Genomic DNA, 15,792 nt, shown 5'->3' on the forward strand with positions numbered 1-15,792 from the left:
CACGGTATTTACGAGAGATTTACTGCGATGCCGCCGAGGCAGGCAATTCCGCCGCGCTGGCGGCCGGCGCCGCAACGACGGCCGGGGCCGCCTCGGGCGCCTTGCTGCCGGCTGGCAGGGGCAGCAGGGGCACGATGAGCAGGGCCACGATGTTGATGATCTTGATCAGCGGGTTGACGGCCGGGCCGGCGGTGTCCTTGTAGGGGTCGCCCACGGTGTCGCCGGTGACGGCGGCCTTGTGCGCTTCGCCGCCCTTGCGGTGCTCCACGCCCTTGTCGTCCTTGAAGCCTTCCTCGATCAGCTTCTTGGCGTTGTCCCACGCGCCGCCGCCGGTGCACATCGAGATGCCGACGAAGAGGCCGGTCACGATGGTGCCCATCAGCAGGCCGCCGAGGGCAGCGGGGCCCAGCGTCATGCCGACGATGATGGGAGCGGCCACGGGCAGCAGCGACGGCACGATCATTTCCTTGATCGCGGCCGTGGTCAGCATGTCGACCGCGGCGCTGTAGTCGGGCTTGCGCTGGCCAGCCATGATGGCGCCGTCGGCGAACTGCTTGCGCACCTCGACGACGACGGCACCGGCGGCGCGTCCGACGGCTTCCATGGCCATGGCGCCGAACAGATAGGGGATCAGGCCGCCGATGAAGAGGCCCAGGATGACCTTGTGGTCGGACAGGTCGAACGCGACATGCATGCCGCGCGCTTCCAGCGCGTGCGTGTAGTCGGCGAACAGCACCAGGGCGGCCAGGCCGGCGGAGCCGATGGCATAGCCCTTGGTGACGGCCTTGGTGGTGTTGCCCACGGCGTCCAGCGGGTCGGTGACATCACGCACCGAAGCAGGGAGCTCGGCCATCTCGGCAATGCCGCCGGCGTTGTCGGTGATGGGGCCGTAGGCGTCCAGGGCCACGATGATGCCGGCCATGCTCAGCATGGAGGTGGCGGCCACCGCGATGCCGTACAGGCCCGCCAGCGCATGGGCGGCGTAGATGGCCGCGCAGACGAAGAGCACCGGCCAGGCGGTGGACTTCATCGACACGCCCAGGCCGGCGATGACGTTGGTGCCGTGGCCGGTCGTCGAGGCTTGCGCCACGTGCTGTACCGGGTGGTACTGGGTGCCGGTGTAGTACTCGGTGATCCAGACCATCGCGGCCGTCAGCACGAGGCCGACGGTGCAGGCGCCGAACAGGGCCATCGCGTTGGTCGTGCCGCCGCCGGTCAGCTCGATGGTGCCGGGGAACATCGCCTTGGTGACGAAGAAGAAGGCGATCAGGCTCAGCACGCCGGCCACGATCAGGCCTTTGTACAGAGCCGGCATCACGTTCTTCATGCCGGGGCTGGCCTTGACGAAGTAGCAGCCGATGATGGAGGCGATGATGGAAACGCCGCCCAGGGCCAGCGGGTAGACCACACCGGCCAGCGCGCTCGAGCCCGTGACCATCAGGGCGCTCAGTGCCATGGCGGCGATCAGCGTGACGGCGTAGGTCTCGAACAGGTCGGCGGCCATGCCGGCGCAGTCGCCGACGTTGTCGCCGACGTTGTCGGCAATGACGGCCGGGTTGCGGGGGTCGTCTTCCGGAATGCCGGCCTCGACCTTGCCGACCAGGTCGGCGCCGACGTCGGCGCCCTTGGTGAAGATGCCGCCGCCGAGGCGGGCGAAGATGGAGATCAGGGACGAGCCGAAGGCCAGGCCCAGCATGGGCTTGAGGGCCGCGCTGTCATGCCCGCCGCCGATGGCGAGGTAGAAGCCGCCCACGCCCAGCAGGCCCAGGCCCACCACCAGCATGCCGGTGATGGCGCCGCCCTTGAAGGCCACGTCCAGCGCCGGGCCGATGCCCTTGGTGGCCGCCTGTGCGGTGCGCACATTGGCGCGCACCGAGATGTTCATGCCGATGAAGCCGCAGATGCCGGACAGCACCGCGCCGATGACGAAGCCGATGGCCGTCGTCGTGCCCAGACCCGGCACCACCGCGATGGCGATGGCCAGCACGACGCCGACGATGCCGATGGTGCGGTATTGCCTGCCCAGATAGGCGGCGGCCCCTTGCTGGATCGCCGTGGCGATCTCCTGCATGCGGGGATTGCCCGCATCCTGACTCAGGATCCAGCTTCTTTGGATGAAGCCATAAAGAACGGCCGCGAGGCCGCAAGCCAGCGCGAAATACAGCGCCATTTCCGTCGACATGTACGAGTCTCCTGTTTAGCGTGTCATCTGTGGCCCGGGGGCAGGGTATGCCTGGGCTCGGCGGCCGAGCTTAAGGGCCGGGTTTGACGGTCGGATTGCACGTTTACCAGTGCAGTACGGGAAACCTAGAATGCGGGTTTTCCTTAGCCAATAAAAGACGACCATGAGCCTGCACAACGTGACCCCCGGCGCCAAGGTGCCTGACGAGTTCAACGTCATCATCGAGATCCCGATGAATGCCGACCCGATCAAGTACGAGGTGGACAAGGAGAGCGGCGCGATCTTCGTCGACCGCTTCCTGACGACGCCTATGTACTACCCGTGCAACTACGGGTACATCCCCAGGACGCTGGCGGATGACGGCGACCCGGTGGACGTGCTGGTCATCACCCCCTTCGCGCTGACGCCTGGCGTCGTCGTGACCTGCCGCCCCCTGGGCGTGCTGATGATGGACGACGAAGCCGGCGGCGACGCCAAGCTGCTGGCCGTGCCCACCAGCAAGATCCTGCCCATGTACGACCACTGGCAGAAGATCGAGGACGTGAACCCGGCCCGCCTGGCCGCCATCCAGCACTTCTTCGAGCACTACAAGGACCTGGAGAAGGGCAAGTGGGTCAAGGTCAAGGGCTGGGAAGGCCCGGACGCCGCCAAGAAGGAAATCACCGACGGCATGGCCAATTACGCCAAGGCCTGATCCGGTTTTTCGCTTCGCTCAAGACGCCGCATCCGCGGCGTTTTGTTTTTTGAAGGGGGCGTGTTCGCCCAGTTCGTCGATATAGCCCGACATGGCCTCGCCCTCGCGGGCCAGGAAGTCGTTGACCGCATCAGCGAATGACGGGTGAGCCAGCCAGTGGCTGGAGGCCGTCGGCGTGGGCATCAGGCCGCGAGCCATCTTGTGCTCGCCCTGGGCGCCGCCCTCGAAGCGGTCGTAGCCGTGGGCGATGCACCAGGCCAGAGGCTGGTAGTAGCAGGCGTCGAAGTGCAGGTTGGGGATGTGCTCGATGGCGCCCCAGTAGCGGCCGAAGGCGGCGCGGCGCTCGGGGTCCAGTGCAACCAATGAGACCGCGACCCGTTCGCCGCCACGACGGGCCGTGAACATCACCCAGTTCTGTGGCATGTCGCCGGCCATGCGGGCGAAGAAGTCGCGGCTCAGATAGGGCTTGCTGTGGTGCTCGCGGTAGGTCTGCTGGTAGCAGCGGTAGAAGAAGTCCCAGTCCTCTGCCGTCAAGTCGGCGCCGGTCGCGGCCTTGAAAACGACGCCAGCCTCGCGCACGCGGCGTTGCTCCTGCTGGATCTTCTTGCGCTTGTCCCGATGCAGCCTTGCCAGGAAACCTGCGAAATCGGCATCGCCCTCGGCCATCCAGTGGAATTGCACGCCGGCCCGGGCCATGCAGCCTGCAGCGGCCAGCGCCGCCTGGTCGGCCTCATCGCCAAACAGCACATGCAGGGACGAGGCCTGCGTCTCCTTCGCCAGCGCCCGCAGTGCCTGAGCCAGCAGGGCTCGAGCTTCATCGTCCACCGCAAGCAGCCGGCTGCCCGGCACCGGCGTGAAGGGCACGGCGACGAGCAGCTTGGGGTAGTAGCTCAGCCCATGGCGGTGATAGGCCTCGGCCCAGGCCCAGTCGAACACGTATTCGCCATAGCTGTGCGCCTTCAGCCAGGCGGGACAGGCGGCGATCAACTGCTCGTCTTCCCACACGCCCAGAAAGCTGGGTTCCCAGCCCGTCTTGGCCACGGCAGAGCCCGAGTCATGCAGGGCCTGCAGATATTCGTGGCGCATGAAGGGCGTGGGCCGCGGCGACGCGGCGAGCAGGCGATTCCAGGCGTCACGGGGGAGATCGGCAGGCGAATGGTGGACGCGGAGGGTGGGCATGGCGGCCTATTGGAATGCAGCCGCGGAACGCCGCACTAGACTGGGGTTTTGCTGATGCCGCCCATGCGTTTCGACAACCTCTACAGCCATGACTTTGCCCGCGTCGCCGTGGGCGTGCCCCAGTGCCGCGTGGCCGATCCCGCCTTCAACGCCGGGCAGACGATCGCCCTGCTGAAGGAGGCCGCGGCTGAGGGCGTGGCCGTCATCGCCTTTCCCGAGCTGGGCCTGTCGGCCTACAGCTGCGACGATCTCTTTCACCAGCGCGCCCTGCTCGACGGCTGCGAGGCGGCCCTGGCCGACGTGTTGGCGGCGACGACACAGCTGCCTCTCGTGGCCATCGTCGGCATGCCGCTGCGCGTCGAGCAGCGCCTGTTCAACTGCGCCGTCGTGCTGCTGCGCGGCCGCATCCTCGGCGTGGTGCCCAAGACCTTTCTGCCCAACTACGGCGAGTTCTACGAGGCGCGCCAGTTCTGCTCGGGCGAGGAGGCCACGGCCGACAGCGTGACGCTGCTGGGTCAGCAGGTGCCCTTTGGCAGCCGGCAGATCTTCGCGGCCGAGGACCTGCCCCTGCTGCGCCTGCATGTGGAGATCTGCGAAGACGTGTGGACGCCGATCCCGCCGTCCTCTTTCGCGGCCCTGGCCGGCGCCACCGTGCTGGTCAACCTGTCGGCGTCCAACGTCGTCATCGGCAAGGCGGCCTACCGGCGCCAGCTGGTGTCTCAGCAGTCGGCGCGCTGCCTGGCGGCCTATGTCTATTCGTCGGCCGGCGCCGGTGAGTCGACGACCGACCTGGCCTGGGACGGCCAGGCCCTGGTCTGCGAGAACGGCGAGTTGCTCGTCGAGTCCGAGCGCTTCCTGCGCGGCTCGCAGCTCGTGACGGCCGACGTGGACCTGGAGCGCCTGGCCCGCGAACGCATGCGGCAGACCAGCTTTGGCGATTCGGTGCGCCTGCATGCGGCGCAGGTGGGCGCCTTCCGGCAGGTCCACTTCAAGCTGGAGCTTGAGCGCGACCAGGCGCTGGCCCTGCGCCGCCGCGTCGAGCGCTACCCGTATGTGCCGGCAGACCACAGCCGTCGCGACGAGCGCTGCCAGGAGGTCTACAACATCCAGGTCCAGGGCCTGACCCAGCGCCTGGCTTCGAGTGGCATCAAGAAGCTCGTCGTCGGCATCTCGGGTGGGCTGGATTCCACGCATGCCTTGCTGGTGGCCGCGCGCGCGATGGATGCCCTGGGCCTGCCGCGTACCAACATCATCGGCGTGACCATGCCGGGCTTCGCCACGGGCGAGCGCACGCGCGAGCAGGCCCTGCGCCTGATGGCGGCCGTGGGCTGCGAGGCGCGCGAGATCGACATCCGGCCGAGTTGCGCGCAGATGCTGCAGGACATCGGCCACCCGCATCGCGATGACAAGCCGGTCTATGACATCACCTTCGAGAACGTGCAGGCCGGTGAGCGCACCAGCCATCTCTTCCGTCTGGCCAACCTGAGCGGCGGCCTGGTGCTGGGCACGGGGGATCTGTCCGAGCTGGCCCTGGGCTGGTGCACCTACGGCGTGGGCGACCACATGTCGCACTACAACGTCAACGCCAGCGTGCCCAAGACGCTGATCCAGCACCTGGTGCGCTGGGTCGCCGAGACGGGGCAACTCGGTGCCGGCACCGACGCCCAGGTGCTGCTGGATATCCTCGGCACCGAGATCAGCCCCGAACTGGTGCCCGGCAGCCTGCAGAGCACGGAAGCGACCGTGGGCGCCTATGCGCTGCAGGATTTCAACCTGTTCTACACGCTGCGCCACGGCTACACGCCGACCAAGATCGCCTTCCTGGCGCGCCATGCCTGGAGCGAGGTCTACGCGCTGGCCGAGATCAAGCGCGTGCTGCGCATCTTTGTGCAGCGCTTTTTCAAGGGCAGCCAATTCAAACGCAGCTGCGTTCCGAACGCGCCCAAGGTGGGCAGCGGCGGCTCGCTGTCGCCGCGTGGTGACTGGCGCGCGCCCAGTGATTCCGAAGCTGTTGTCTGGCTCGCCGACGTGGACCGGATCCCGGATGAACGTGCTTAAATCGTCAACAGACGAAATCAGGAGCCGCGCCCCATGAAGCAGATCACCGCCATCATCAAACCCTTCAAGCTCGACGAGGTCCGCGAGGCGCTGGCCGAGGTGGGCGCCTCAGGCCTGACGGTCACCGAGGTCAAGGGCTTTGGCCGCCAGAAGGGCCACACCGAGCTCTACCGTGGCGCCGAGTACGTCGTCGACTTCCTGCCCAAGGTCAAGGTCGAGGTGGTCGTGAAGGACGACGAGGTTGATCGCTGCATCGACGCCATCCTGAAGGCGGCCAAGACCGGCAAGATCGGCGACGGCAAGATCTTCGTGCTGCCGGTCGAGCAGGTCGTGCGCATCCGCACCGGCGAGACCGACGAGGCCGCTGTTTAACGCTGGGTCAGTGCGAGCTTCGCACTGAGGGCCACGAAGGTGGCCGCAAAGCTGCGCCTCAGCCAGGCCATGGCCGTCGGGCTGCCGAGCACATGCTCGCGCATGCGCGCCGCAAAGGCGCCGTAGACGGCAAACACCGCGAAGGTCATGGCCATGAAGATGGCCGAGAGTTGCAGCATGGTCGCCGTCGGCGCCGGGTCGTCCTTGGCGATGAACTGCGGCAGGAAGGCCAGGAAGAACATCGACAGCTTGGGGTTGAGCAGGTTCACCAGCACGGCGTGCCGGATGACCTGCCAGTCCGAGCGCTGCGCGCCATCGGCCTCGATCTGCATGACGCCGCGCTCGCGCCAGGTCATCCACGCCAGATAGAGCAGGTAGGCGACACCGGCGAATTTCACCGTCTCGAAGGCCAGGGCGCTGGCGTGCAGCAGCGCGGCCAGGCCGGTCACGGCCGCCAGCATGTGGGGCACGATGCCCAGCGTGCAGCCGAGGGCCGCAACGGCGGCCGTGCGCGCGCCGCGCGACAGGCCGGTGGCGATGGTCACGGCCGCGCCTGTGCCGGGCGAGGCAACGACGAGCAGGGAAACGGTCAGGAATTCGAGGTTCATGCAGGCGCTCCTGGGAATGGGCGCAATGCTGGGGCCGAGGCTGTGGGCCCGTCTTGAACGAAATTTCAGCGCTGCGCGAATGAGCCAGGCGTCAGCCCGAAGCTGCGGACGAAGCAGCGCGTCATGTGGCTCTGGTCCGCAAAGCCGCTGACGGTCGCGGCGTCTGCCAGGGCCATGCCGCCCCTCACAAGGCCACGCGCATGCTGCACGCGGCGCTGCAGCAGATAGGCGTGGGGCGGCAGGCCGGTGAGGCGGGTGAAGGCGCGCAGAAACTGGTAGCGGCTCAGGCCCGCGCCGGCCGCCAGATCGGCCAGCGTCTGACCACTCGCGGGATCGTCGTTGATGCGCTCGCGTGCCGCGACGACGCCGGCAACCACGGCGGGCCGCTCGGCGTTGGCCGGCCTCAGCAGCCGGGCCGCCAGCGCCAGCAGCGCGGTGTCGGATTGCAGGGCATCGTCGGCCGTCGCGGCGTCGAACAGCTCGCGAAAGCGCGCCGCCAGCAGGGCATCGCGGATGACGGGGGCCCGGAACTCGAAGGATGCGCCCGGCGTGATGTCCGCTGCCGCCTCATGCAGCCGGGCCGGGTCGACATACAGCATCCGCCAGCGCCGTCCACTGGCGTCAAAGGGCTTGCCGTCATGCACTTCGCCGGGGTTGACCGTGATCAGGTCCCCCGCTCCGGCCTCCACAACGCCGCAGCCGCTTGCTGACTTCTGCGCACCACGCTCGATGAGGCCGATGCCGAACTCGTCATGGGTGTGACGGCCGAAGGACAGCGCGGAGTCGGCCACGACCACGTTCATGCCCTCGACCGGGCAGGGGATCAGCGTGAAATCGCGGGCCTTCATGGGCCCGACTGTCGCAGGTCAGCGCAGATGCTGCCAGATGGCCGAGCCCCAGATGCCGGCGGCCAGCAATAGGGCCATCAGCACGGCGGCGCTGGCGATGTCCTTGGCGCGCTTGGAAAGCTCATGTCGCTCGAAGGACACCCGGTCGACGACGGCCTCGATGGCGGAATTCAGCAGCTCAACGATGAGCAGCAGCAGCAGGGAGCCCAGCAGCAAGGCCGCCTGTTCCCAGGTCCTGGCCAGCCAGAACGCCAGCGGCGCCGCGACGATGCACAGCCAGGTCTCCTGGCGGAAGGCGCTTTCGCCGGTGTAGGCCGCCTTGAGGCCGGCCCAGGAATAGCCGGCAGCATGGATGATGCGGTCCAGGCCGGTCCGGCCCTTGTGCGGGTTGCTCATGTGCGCGCAGGAAGTTGGGTGATGACGCGCGAGCCGCAGATCGCATCGTGCAGGAATTGTCGCCGCGGAAGCAGGCGCGCCAGCTGGCCGTAGACCAGTATCCAGGCCAGCAGGCCCGCGGCCAGCCACCAGCCCTTCACGCCCAGCAGCCACAGGCTCAATCCGGGCAGCACCCACAGCCAGCTCAGCACATAGCGTGCAAGGGCCCTGCCCACGCCGAGCAACTGGCCGTTGGCGTCCACGATGCGCAGATGCCAGGTCTTCAGGGCCAGTGTCTGGCCCGAGCGCGTCCAGAACGTGACGAAATAGAGGGCCGGCACGCCAAACGCGAACAGATAGCCTGGCAGCCCGAACAGCGCATCCTTCTGCTGCGTCAGGACCACATAGAGGAAGCAGGCGAAAAACAGCACGCCGAACAGCAGCACGCCTTCGTACAGCAGGGCTGCGTAGCGCCGCGCCAGGCCCGGGGGCACGGCGCTCTCGTCCACCCCTGCCGTCATGTCCGCGGCACGGACGCGGGCGGCGCCTTCAGCGATTTGGGCAGCAGCGTCTTGGGATCCACCAGGGCGGGATCGGCGACGACTTTGGTCTGGCCCGCCGCATGGTGGGCGGGCAGGGTCAGCCCGCGCGTGATCAGCACTGTCGTGGCGCCGGGTTTGGCCTGCACCAGGCTGCCCGTCACCGGGATGGGCGTGACGAGCTTGGGCGCTGCCGGCACGATATTGGACTTGGGTACGGCCGCCAGCGGCTTGTGCGTCGGCGTGGGAGCCTTGGTCTGCGCCTGACGGCGTGCAGTGGCCTTGTCGGTCAGCTCCTGACGCTTCTCCGGTGGCAGCGCCTGGTAGGCCTCCCATTTGGCTTGGCGCTGCTCGGCGTCCACCTGCTTGGCGACCTGGAAGCCGATGCGGGCGTCCACGCGCTCGCCCGGGCTCAGATGGGCCCAGTCACGCATGCGCTCGTGCAGGCGGGCGAGTTCCGCCGGCGGCAGCGTGGCCAGCCGCGGCGTCGCGTTCAGCCATTTGCTGCGCTGGTTGGGGCCCAATTTGTCCCAATCCTTCGCCAACGGCGCAAGCAGATCGCGCTGGGCGGGGGTGAGCGCCTGCCAGGTCGGCACGGCGGCCAGGGCGGAAACAGGGGGCATGACCGGCGTTGCGGGCCGGGGCGCCACTGCTGCGGGGGCGCTTGCGGCGGTCGATTCGGGCGCAGAGGCTGCTTCCTGCGCCTGCGCAAAAGCAGAAAACCCCGCTGCGGCGAGCAGCAGGGCCATCAAGGGGCAGAGGGAGGCGGAAGCGGTCCGCGCGGCTCGACTCATGGGCATCCGGTCATTCTTGACCATCTCTCAGGAATTCGGCGAAGCCGGGGTCGCTGAAGGCGGAGGGCGGCAGGTTGTCGCTGAGCAGCGCGGTATCGACCTCGGCGGCAGCGACGATCTGTTCATGGATCTGGCCTTGTTGCATCAGCAGCAGGCCGGCCAACAGCGCCAGCAAGGGCAGGGCAGACACCAATTTGGCCCACAGGCCGCTGCCTTCGCCACCGCGCGGGCCGCCGCTCAGGGCCAGCGTCGAACCCATTTGCACCACCTCGGGGCTGGCGGTGCTCGTCACGGTGCGCGCGGCGCGAGCCTGGGCGGCGCGGGCCATGGCCTGTTCGCGGGCAAAGCGCAGGCGCTCGGACACGTCATGCGGCAGGGCTGCATTGCGCTCGGTCAGGCCGGCAGCAACACGCAGGCCGAAACGTGTAACGCGAGCGTCGAGGTCAGCAGGGAGGGCGGAGAAATTTTGCGGCGACTTCATAACGTGATCCCCTTGGCCTTGAGCGACTTCGCCAGTGAATGAACCGCCCGGGAGCAGTGGGTCTTGACACTGCCTTCCGAGCAACCCATCACAGAGGCGGTCTCTGCAACATCCAGTTCCTCCCAGTAACGCAGCAGGAAGGCTTCGCGTTGACGCGTTGGGAGTTGCTGGACTTCCGCATCGATGGACTGCAAGATTTGCGCCCGGCTGACTTCGTCGGCGGCGCTCAGAGCTCCCATGGCGCCATCCTGGGTTTCCAGGATCTCGAGCAGATCGAAATCGCCGTCCGCATCGGCGCCCTCGAAGTCAGACATATTCGTCATGACCGCCTTGCGCGTCTTCTGGCGACGGAAGTAGTCCATCGTCGCGTTGGACAGGATGCGCTGGAAGAGCAGGGGCAGTTCGGCCGCGGGACGGTCGAAGTAGTTCTCGGCCAGCTTGATCATGGCGTCCTGCACGATGTCCAGGGCGGAATCGTCGTCTCGAACCAGATAGGCCGTGCGCTTGAAGGCGCGACGGTCCACGGTGCGCAGGAAGTCGTTGAGTTCTTTGTCGGTGGCCAAGGCGGAAATCGTATCCGGATAGCAATGCGGATTATGGCATTCGTCTGATACGAAGGCTCACGCGTTTTTGCTCGGCATAATGCTGCTTCGCACAAAGAGTAAAGCTCTCACCGTGGCCGCCCGACTGGGGCCCCACCGGTTGATCGCGCAGGTTCCGAATCCGCCTCACGAGGGCGAGAAGAGGGGCACCAATGGTTTTTCGTTAGAGAAATTCACAGAGGTTCGAAAAATGGACATGTCTGCCGCGGATATCAAGCGCGCCGCCCTGGCGCAGCCGAATTCCCAATCCCCCAATTCCCCCACCGCGGAGCTCAACGGCTCCGAGATCCTCGTTCGCTGCCTGCAGGCCGAAGGGGTGCGCCATCTCTGGGGTTACCCCGGCGGCGCGGTGCTCTACATCTACGACGCCCTCTACAAGCAGGACAGCATCCAGCACGTGCTCGTCCGCCATGAGCAGGCCGCCGTCCATGCTGCCGACGGTTTTGCCCGCGCAAGCGGCGAAGTCGGGGTGGCGCTGGTCACGTCGGGGCCGGGCGTGACGAATGCCGTGACCGGCATCGCCACCGCCTACATGGACTCGATCCCGATGGTGATCATCACGGGTCAGGTCCCCACGCCCGCCATCGGCCTGGACGCCTTCCAGGAATGCGACACCGTCGGCATCACCCGCCCCATCGTCAAGCACAACTTCCTGGTAAAGGATGTGCGCGACCTTGCGCTGACGCTGAAGAAGGCCTTCCACATCGCCCGCACCGGTCGCCCCGGCCCGGTCGTGGTGGACATCCCCAAGGATGTGTCGCTGGCCAAGACGACCTTCAGCTACCCGGACCGCATCGAGATGCGCTCCTACAACCCGGTCAAGAAGGGCCACAGCGGCCAGATCCGCAAGGCCGTGCAGTTGCTGCTGCAAGCCAAGCGCCCCTATATCTACACGGGCGGCGGCGTCATCCTGGGTGAAGCGACGGCGGAACTGCGTCAACTCGTGGACATGCTGGGTTTCCCCTGCACGAACACGCTGATGGGCCTGGGCGCCATGCCCGGCACCGACCCGCGCTTCCTGGGCATGCTGGGCATGCACGGCACGTATGAGGCCAACATGACCATGCAGCACTGCGATGTGCTGCTGGCCGTGGGCGCGCGCTTCGACGACCGCGTCATCGGCAACCCCAAGCATTTCGGCTCGGTCGAGCGCAAGATCATCCACGTGGACATCGACCCCTCGTCGATCTCCAAGCGCGTGCGCGTCGACATCCCCATCGTGGGCGATGTGAAGGACGTGCTGCAGGAGCTGATCGCCCAGCTGAAGGAAGCCCAGGCCAAGCCCGATGCCAACAGCGTCAACGCCTGGTGGAGCCAGATCAATGAATGGCGCGGCCGCGACTGTCTGGCCTTCAAGGGCTCGGACGAAGTCATCAAGCCGCAGATGGTGGTCGACAAGCTCTGGCAGCTGACCCGCGATCGCGACACCTACATCACGTCGGACGTCGGCCAGCACCAGATGTGGGCCGCGCAATACTACAAGTTCGACGAGCCGCGCCGCTGGATCAACTCCGGCGGGCTGGGCACCATGGGCGTGGGCCTGCCGTATGCGATGGGCATCAAGCTGGCCAAGCCGGACTCGGATGTCTTCTGCATCACCGGCGAGGGCAGCATCCAGATGTGCATCCAGGAGCTGTCGACTTGCTTCCAGTACAAGACGCCGGTCAAGATCGTCTCGCTGAACAACCGCTACCTGGGCATGGTGCGCCAGTGGCAGCAACTGGACTACGGTGGCCGCTACTCGCACAGCTACATGGACGCGCTGCCCGACTTCGTGAAGCTGGCCGAGGCCTATGGCCACGTCGGCATCCTGGTCGAGCGTCCGCAGGACGTGGAGCCGGCGCTGAAGGAAGCGATGCGCCTGAAGGACCGCACGGTCTTCCTCGACATCCGTACCGATCCGACCGAGAACGTCTGGCCCATGGTCAAGGCGGGCAAGGGCATCTCGGAAATGCTGCTGGGCTCGGAAGACTTGTGATCGGCTGAAGCCGCGGGTTTTGCCGTGCGCTACCGCGCACGTCGAGGCTCACGGCGGATGACGGGCGCAGCCGACGAAGGCAGTCCCTTTCTTTGAATCGAACCCGCAGCCAAGGTCCGGCGGTTACCGCCGTCGGCACTGAAGAGCGCGAAGGACGAAGAACCCATGAAACACATCATTGCTTTGCTCATCGAGAACGAGCCGGGCGCGCTGTCGCGCGTCGTGGCCCTGTTCTCGGCCCGTGGCTACAACATCGAGAGCCTGACCGTCGCGCCGACGGAAGACCCGTCCCTCTCGCGCATGACCATCGTGACCACCGGCTCCGATGAAGTCATCGAGCAGATCACCAAGCATCTGAACCGCCTCATCGAGGTGGTCAAGGTCGTCGACCTGACCGAGGGCAATTACACCGAGCGCGAGCTGATGCTCATCAAGGTGCGCGCCGTCGGCAAGGAGCGCGAGGAGATCAAGCGCACCGCCGACATCTTCCGCGGCCGCGTCATCGACGTCACCGAGAAGACCTACACCATCGAGCTGACCGGCGACGCGAGCAAGCTCGACGCCTTCATCGACGCGATCGACCGCGCGTCCATCCTCGAAACCGTACGGACGGGTGCCAGCGGCATCGGCCGCGGCGAGCGCATCCTGCGCGTCTGATCCGTCTTCACACCCCACACATTCACAGTTTTTTCCTGGAGCGACCCATCATGAACGTCTACTACGACAAGGACGCCGATCTCAGCCTCATCAAGGGCAAGAACGTCACCATCATCGGCTACGGCTCACAAGGCCACGCCCACGCGCAGAACCTGAACGACAGCGGCTGCAAGGTCACCGTCGCCCTGCGTCGCGGCGGCGCGTCGTGGTCCAAGGCCGAAGGCGCTGGCCTCAAGGTCGCCGAGATCGCCGAGGCCGTGAAGGCGGCCGACGTGGTCATGATCCTGCTGCCCGACGAGCAGATCGCCGACGTCTACACGAAGGAAGTCGAACCCAACATCAAGCAAGGCGCTTCGCTGGCCTTCGCCCACGGCTTCAACGTCCATTACGGCCAGGTGCAGCCGCGTGAAGACCTGGATGTCTGGATGGTTGCCCCCAAGGCCCCGGGCCACACGGTTCGCAACACCTACCGCCAAGGCGGCGGCGTGCCCCACCTGATCGCCATTTATGCCGACAAGACCGGCAAGGCGCGTGACCTGGCGCTGAGCTATGCCGCGGCCAACGGCGGCGGCAAGGCCGGCATCATCCAGACCTCCTTCCGTGAAGAGACCGAGACCGACCTGTTCGGCGAGCAGGCTGTGCTGTGCGGCGGCGCCGTCGAGCTGATCAAGGCGGGCTTCGAGACGCTGACGGAAGCCGGCTACGCCCCCGAGATGGCCTACTTCGAGTGCCTGCATGAGCTCAAGCTCATCGTGGACCTGATCTACGAAGGCGGCATCGCCAACATGAACTATTCGATCTCGAACAACGCCGAGTACGGCGAGTACGTGACCGGTCCGCGCGTCGTCACCGAGGACACCAAGAACGCCATGCGTCAGTGCCTGAAGGACATCCAGACCGGCGAGTACGCCAAGTCCTTCATCCTCGAGAACAAGGCCGGCGCCCCGACGCTGATCAGCCGCCGCCGCCTGACCGCCGAGCACCCCATCGAGCAAGTCGGCGAGAAGCTGCGCGAAATGATGCCCTGGATCAAGGCCAACAAGCTGGTCGACAAGGCGAAGAACTGAGCACGCTGTGCTTGCACACGAAGGCCGGCATCCGCCGGCCTTTTTTCATGCCTGATGGTTGGCCCGCAGCGCCTCGACGGCTTCGTCGGGCAGCCACAGCAGGGTGTTCAGATAGGTGTCCAGGCAGCCCACCAGCTCCTCGCGCGGGCCTTTTCGCCAGACATCGGAGCCGTAGAAGGCATCCTGCTGCGCCACCAGCTGCTCGCGGCTGTCGAAGGCGCGGATCAGGAAGAAGCTCTCCTCCTCATGGTCCGAGCGGCCGAAGGCCACGACGTCCATGCCGCTGGCGCGCACCAGGGGCAGGGTCACGCGCACGGCGGCGACGAAGCGTTCGGCGCAGTCGGGCTTGAGTCGGTAGCTGCGGACTTCGATGAGTTTCATGACGGTCTCCTGTCGTTTTCGGCCATCCTAGGAGCGTCTTTTGCCGGGATCTGTCAGCTATCCTGCCGGCCTATGACCCCTGACCCCATCGAGGACGACGAGCCCAGCACGTCCGTCCGTCCCCGCCGCAAAGGCATTTATGCGCTGCCCAATGCGATCACGCTGGGCGCGCTCTTCAGCGCCTTCTACGCCATCGTCATGGCCATGAACGGCCGCTTCGAGGTGGCCTGCGTGGCCATCTTCGCCGCCGCCATCCTCGACAGCCTGGACGGCCGCGTCGCGCGCATGACCAACACCCAGTCGGCCTTCGGCGAGCAGATGGACAGCCTGTCCGACATGGTCGCTTTTGGCGCCGCACCGGCCCTCATCATCTATATGTGGGCCTTGAAGGACATGGGCAAGCCCGGCTGGATTCCGGCCTTCGTCTACATCGCCGGCGCAGCCCTGCGCCTGGCTCGCTTCAACGTCAACATCGGCGTCGTCGACAAGCGCTATTTCCAGGGCCTGCCCAGTCCCGCTGCGGCGGCCATCGTCATTGGCCTGATCTGGGCCGTCGTGGACGGGGCCGAAAGCCCGCATCTGCCGCCTGGCAGCTGGATCCACTGGGCGGCCTATGGCGTGACGCTGTTCGCCGGCCTTTCGATGGTGACGAATGCGCCCTTCTACAGCTTCAAAGTCTTCGACCGACGGCGCAGCGTGCCCTTCATCGTGCTGGTCGTGATCATGCTCGGCATCGGCCTCGCGGCCCTCGACCCGGCGCGCGTTCTCTTCGGTGTCTTCTGCGTTTACGGCCTGTCGGGCTATGTCATCTATGGCTGGCGCAAGGCCAAGGGCAGGCCGGTTTCCGTGATCTCCACGAGCAAGGACGAGCCCGATGAACGTGGCTTGCATCAATAGGCTTTCGTGCTAGATTCCAGACCCATGAGCCGCGCCACGCGAATTAGCCTGCTACTAGCCCTAGAGGAACCACGGGTTCG

General features: G+C 66.4%; 17 protein-coding genes. 7 read left to right on the forward strand and 10 right to left on the reverse strand.

All coding sequences use genetic code 11. From position 1 onward, the window contains the following. Positions 1-19: 19 nt before the first annotated feature. Positions 20-2,182 (reverse strand): sodium-translocating pyrophosphatase, encoded by a 2,163-nt coding sequence (locus tag AC07OY_RS04855; protein WP_495041396.1) that lies wholly within the window; start codon positions 2,180-2,182, stop codon positions 20-22. Positions 2,183-2,345: 163 nt separating this feature from the next. Here AC07OY_RS04855 and ppa point away from each other — a divergent pair, with 163 nt between their 5' ends. Continuing rightward, positions 2,346-2,876 (forward strand): inorganic diphosphatase, encoded by a 531-nt coding sequence (ppa, locus tag AC07OY_RS04860; protein ID WP_495041397.1) that lies wholly within the window; start codon positions 2,346-2,348, stop codon positions 2,874-2,876. An 18-nt stretch (positions 2,877-2,894) separates the two neighbouring features. Here ppa and AC07OY_RS04865 read toward each other — a convergent pair whose 3' ends face one another. After that, positions 2,895-4,055 (reverse strand): GNAT family N-acetyltransferase, encoded by a 1,161-nt coding sequence (locus AC07OY_RS04865; RefSeq protein ID WP_495041398.1) that lies wholly within the window; start codon positions 4,053-4,055, stop codon positions 2,895-2,897. Between the two features lie 54 nt (positions 4,056-4,109). Here AC07OY_RS04865 and AC07OY_RS04870 point away from each other — a divergent pair, with 54 nt between their 5' ends. Both AC07OY_RS04870 and AC07OY_RS04875 read left to right on the forward strand, forming a co-directional pair. After that, the gene (locus tag AC07OY_RS04870) at positions 4,110-6,113 is read left to right on the forward strand and encodes an NAD(+) synthase (protein WP_495041399.1); all 2,004 of its coding nucleotides are present in this window, start codon (positions 4,110-4,112) and stop codon (positions 6,111-6,113) included. Positions 6,114-6,146: 33 nt separating this feature from the next. After that, the gene (locus AC07OY_RS04875) at positions 6,147-6,485 is read left to right on the forward strand and encodes a P-II family nitrogen regulator (RefSeq protein ID WP_056198291.1); all 339 of its coding nucleotides are present in this window, start codon (positions 6,147-6,149) and stop codon (positions 6,483-6,485) included. Here AC07OY_RS04875 and AC07OY_RS04880 read toward each other — a convergent pair. The 7 genes from AC07OY_RS04880 to AC07OY_RS04910 all read right to left on the reverse strand — a co-directional run bounded on the left by AC07OY_RS04880 (position 6,482) and on the right by AC07OY_RS04910 (position 10,693). Next, on the reverse strand, positions 6,482-7,093 hold the full coding sequence (locus tag AC07OY_RS04880) for a LysE family translocator (protein ID WP_495041400.1): 612 nt from the start codon (positions 7,091-7,093) through the stop codon (positions 6,482-6,484). The two genes, AC07OY_RS04875 and AC07OY_RS04880, sit on opposite strands and share 4 nt — an antisense overlap. A gap of 65 nt (positions 7,094-7,158) precedes the next feature. Beyond that, positions 7,159-7,941 carry an AraC family transcriptional regulator gene (locus AC07OY_RS04885; RefSeq protein WP_495041401.1) on the reverse strand — a complete coding sequence of 261 codons (783 nt, stop codon included), beginning with the start codon at positions 7,939-7,941 and terminating at the stop codon, positions 7,159-7,161. Between the two features lie 18 nt (positions 7,942-7,959). Then, entirely contained in the window at positions 7,960-8,337 is a 378-nt protein-coding gene (locus tag AC07OY_RS04890; RefSeq protein ID WP_495041402.1) for a diacylglycerol kinase, read from the reverse strand. After that, entirely contained in the window at positions 8,334-8,837 is a 504-nt protein-coding gene (locus AC07OY_RS04895) for an RDD family protein (protein ID WP_495041403.1), read from the reverse strand. The genes AC07OY_RS04890 and AC07OY_RS04895 overlap by 4 nt, the downstream gene beginning before the upstream one ends. Further along, complete coding sequence (locus AC07OY_RS04900) at positions 8,834-9,478, reverse strand: DUF3106 domain-containing protein (RefSeq protein WP_495041404.1); 645 nt, start codon at positions 9,476-9,478, stop codon at positions 8,834-8,836. The genes AC07OY_RS04895 and AC07OY_RS04900 overlap by 4 nt, the downstream gene beginning before the upstream one ends. 181 nt (positions 9,479-9,659) lie before the next feature. Beyond that, entirely contained in the window at positions 9,660-10,130 is a 471-nt protein-coding gene (locus tag AC07OY_RS04905; RefSeq protein ID WP_495041405.1) for a DUF3619 family protein, read from the reverse strand. After that, complete coding sequence (locus AC07OY_RS04910; RefSeq protein WP_495041406.1) at positions 10,127-10,693, reverse strand: RNA polymerase sigma factor; 567 nt, start codon at positions 10,691-10,693, stop codon at positions 10,127-10,129. The genes AC07OY_RS04905 and AC07OY_RS04910 overlap by 4 nt, the downstream gene beginning before the upstream one ends. Positions 10,694-10,922: 229 nt before the next feature. On the opposite strand from AC07OY_RS04910, the gene AC07OY_RS04915 reads away from it, so the two are divergent. From AC07OY_RS04915 to ilvC, 3 genes are all read left to right on the forward strand, one after another. After that, positions 10,923-12,710, forward strand: coding sequence for an acetolactate synthase 3 catalytic subunit (locus AC07OY_RS04915; protein WP_495041407.1), 1,788 nt, complete (start codon positions 10,923-10,925; stop codon positions 12,708-12,710). A 165-nt stretch (positions 12,711-12,875) separates the two neighbouring features. Beyond that, complete coding sequence (gene ilvN, locus AC07OY_RS04920; RefSeq protein WP_310261914.1) at positions 12,876-13,367, forward strand: acetolactate synthase small subunit; 492 nt, start codon at positions 12,876-12,878, stop codon at positions 13,365-13,367. A 50-nt stretch (positions 13,368-13,417) separates the two neighbouring features. Next, complete coding sequence (gene ilvC / locus AC07OY_RS04925) at positions 13,418-14,434, forward strand: ketol-acid reductoisomerase (RefSeq protein ID WP_495041408.1); 1,017 nt, start codon at positions 13,418-13,420, stop codon at positions 14,432-14,434. 45 nt (positions 14,435-14,479) lie between these two features. On the opposite strand, the gene AC07OY_RS04930 is transcribed toward ilvC, so the two are convergent. Further along, a complete protein-coding gene (locus AC07OY_RS04930; protein WP_495041409.1) occupies positions 14,480-14,815 on the reverse strand; it encodes an NIPSNAP family protein in 336 nt (111 codons plus the stop codon). 72 nt (positions 14,816-14,887) lie between these two features. Here AC07OY_RS04930 and pssA point away from each other — a divergent pair, with 72 nt between their 5' ends. Beyond that, a complete protein-coding gene (gene pssA / locus AC07OY_RS04935) occupies positions 14,888-15,712 on the forward strand; it encodes a CDP-diacylglycerol--serine O-phosphatidyltransferase (RefSeq protein WP_495041410.1) in 825 nt (274 codons plus the stop codon). The last annotated feature ends 80 nt before the right edge of the window (positions 15,713-15,792 follow it).

Source organism: Roseateles sp. GW821-FHT09H10 (assembly GCF_059415865.1).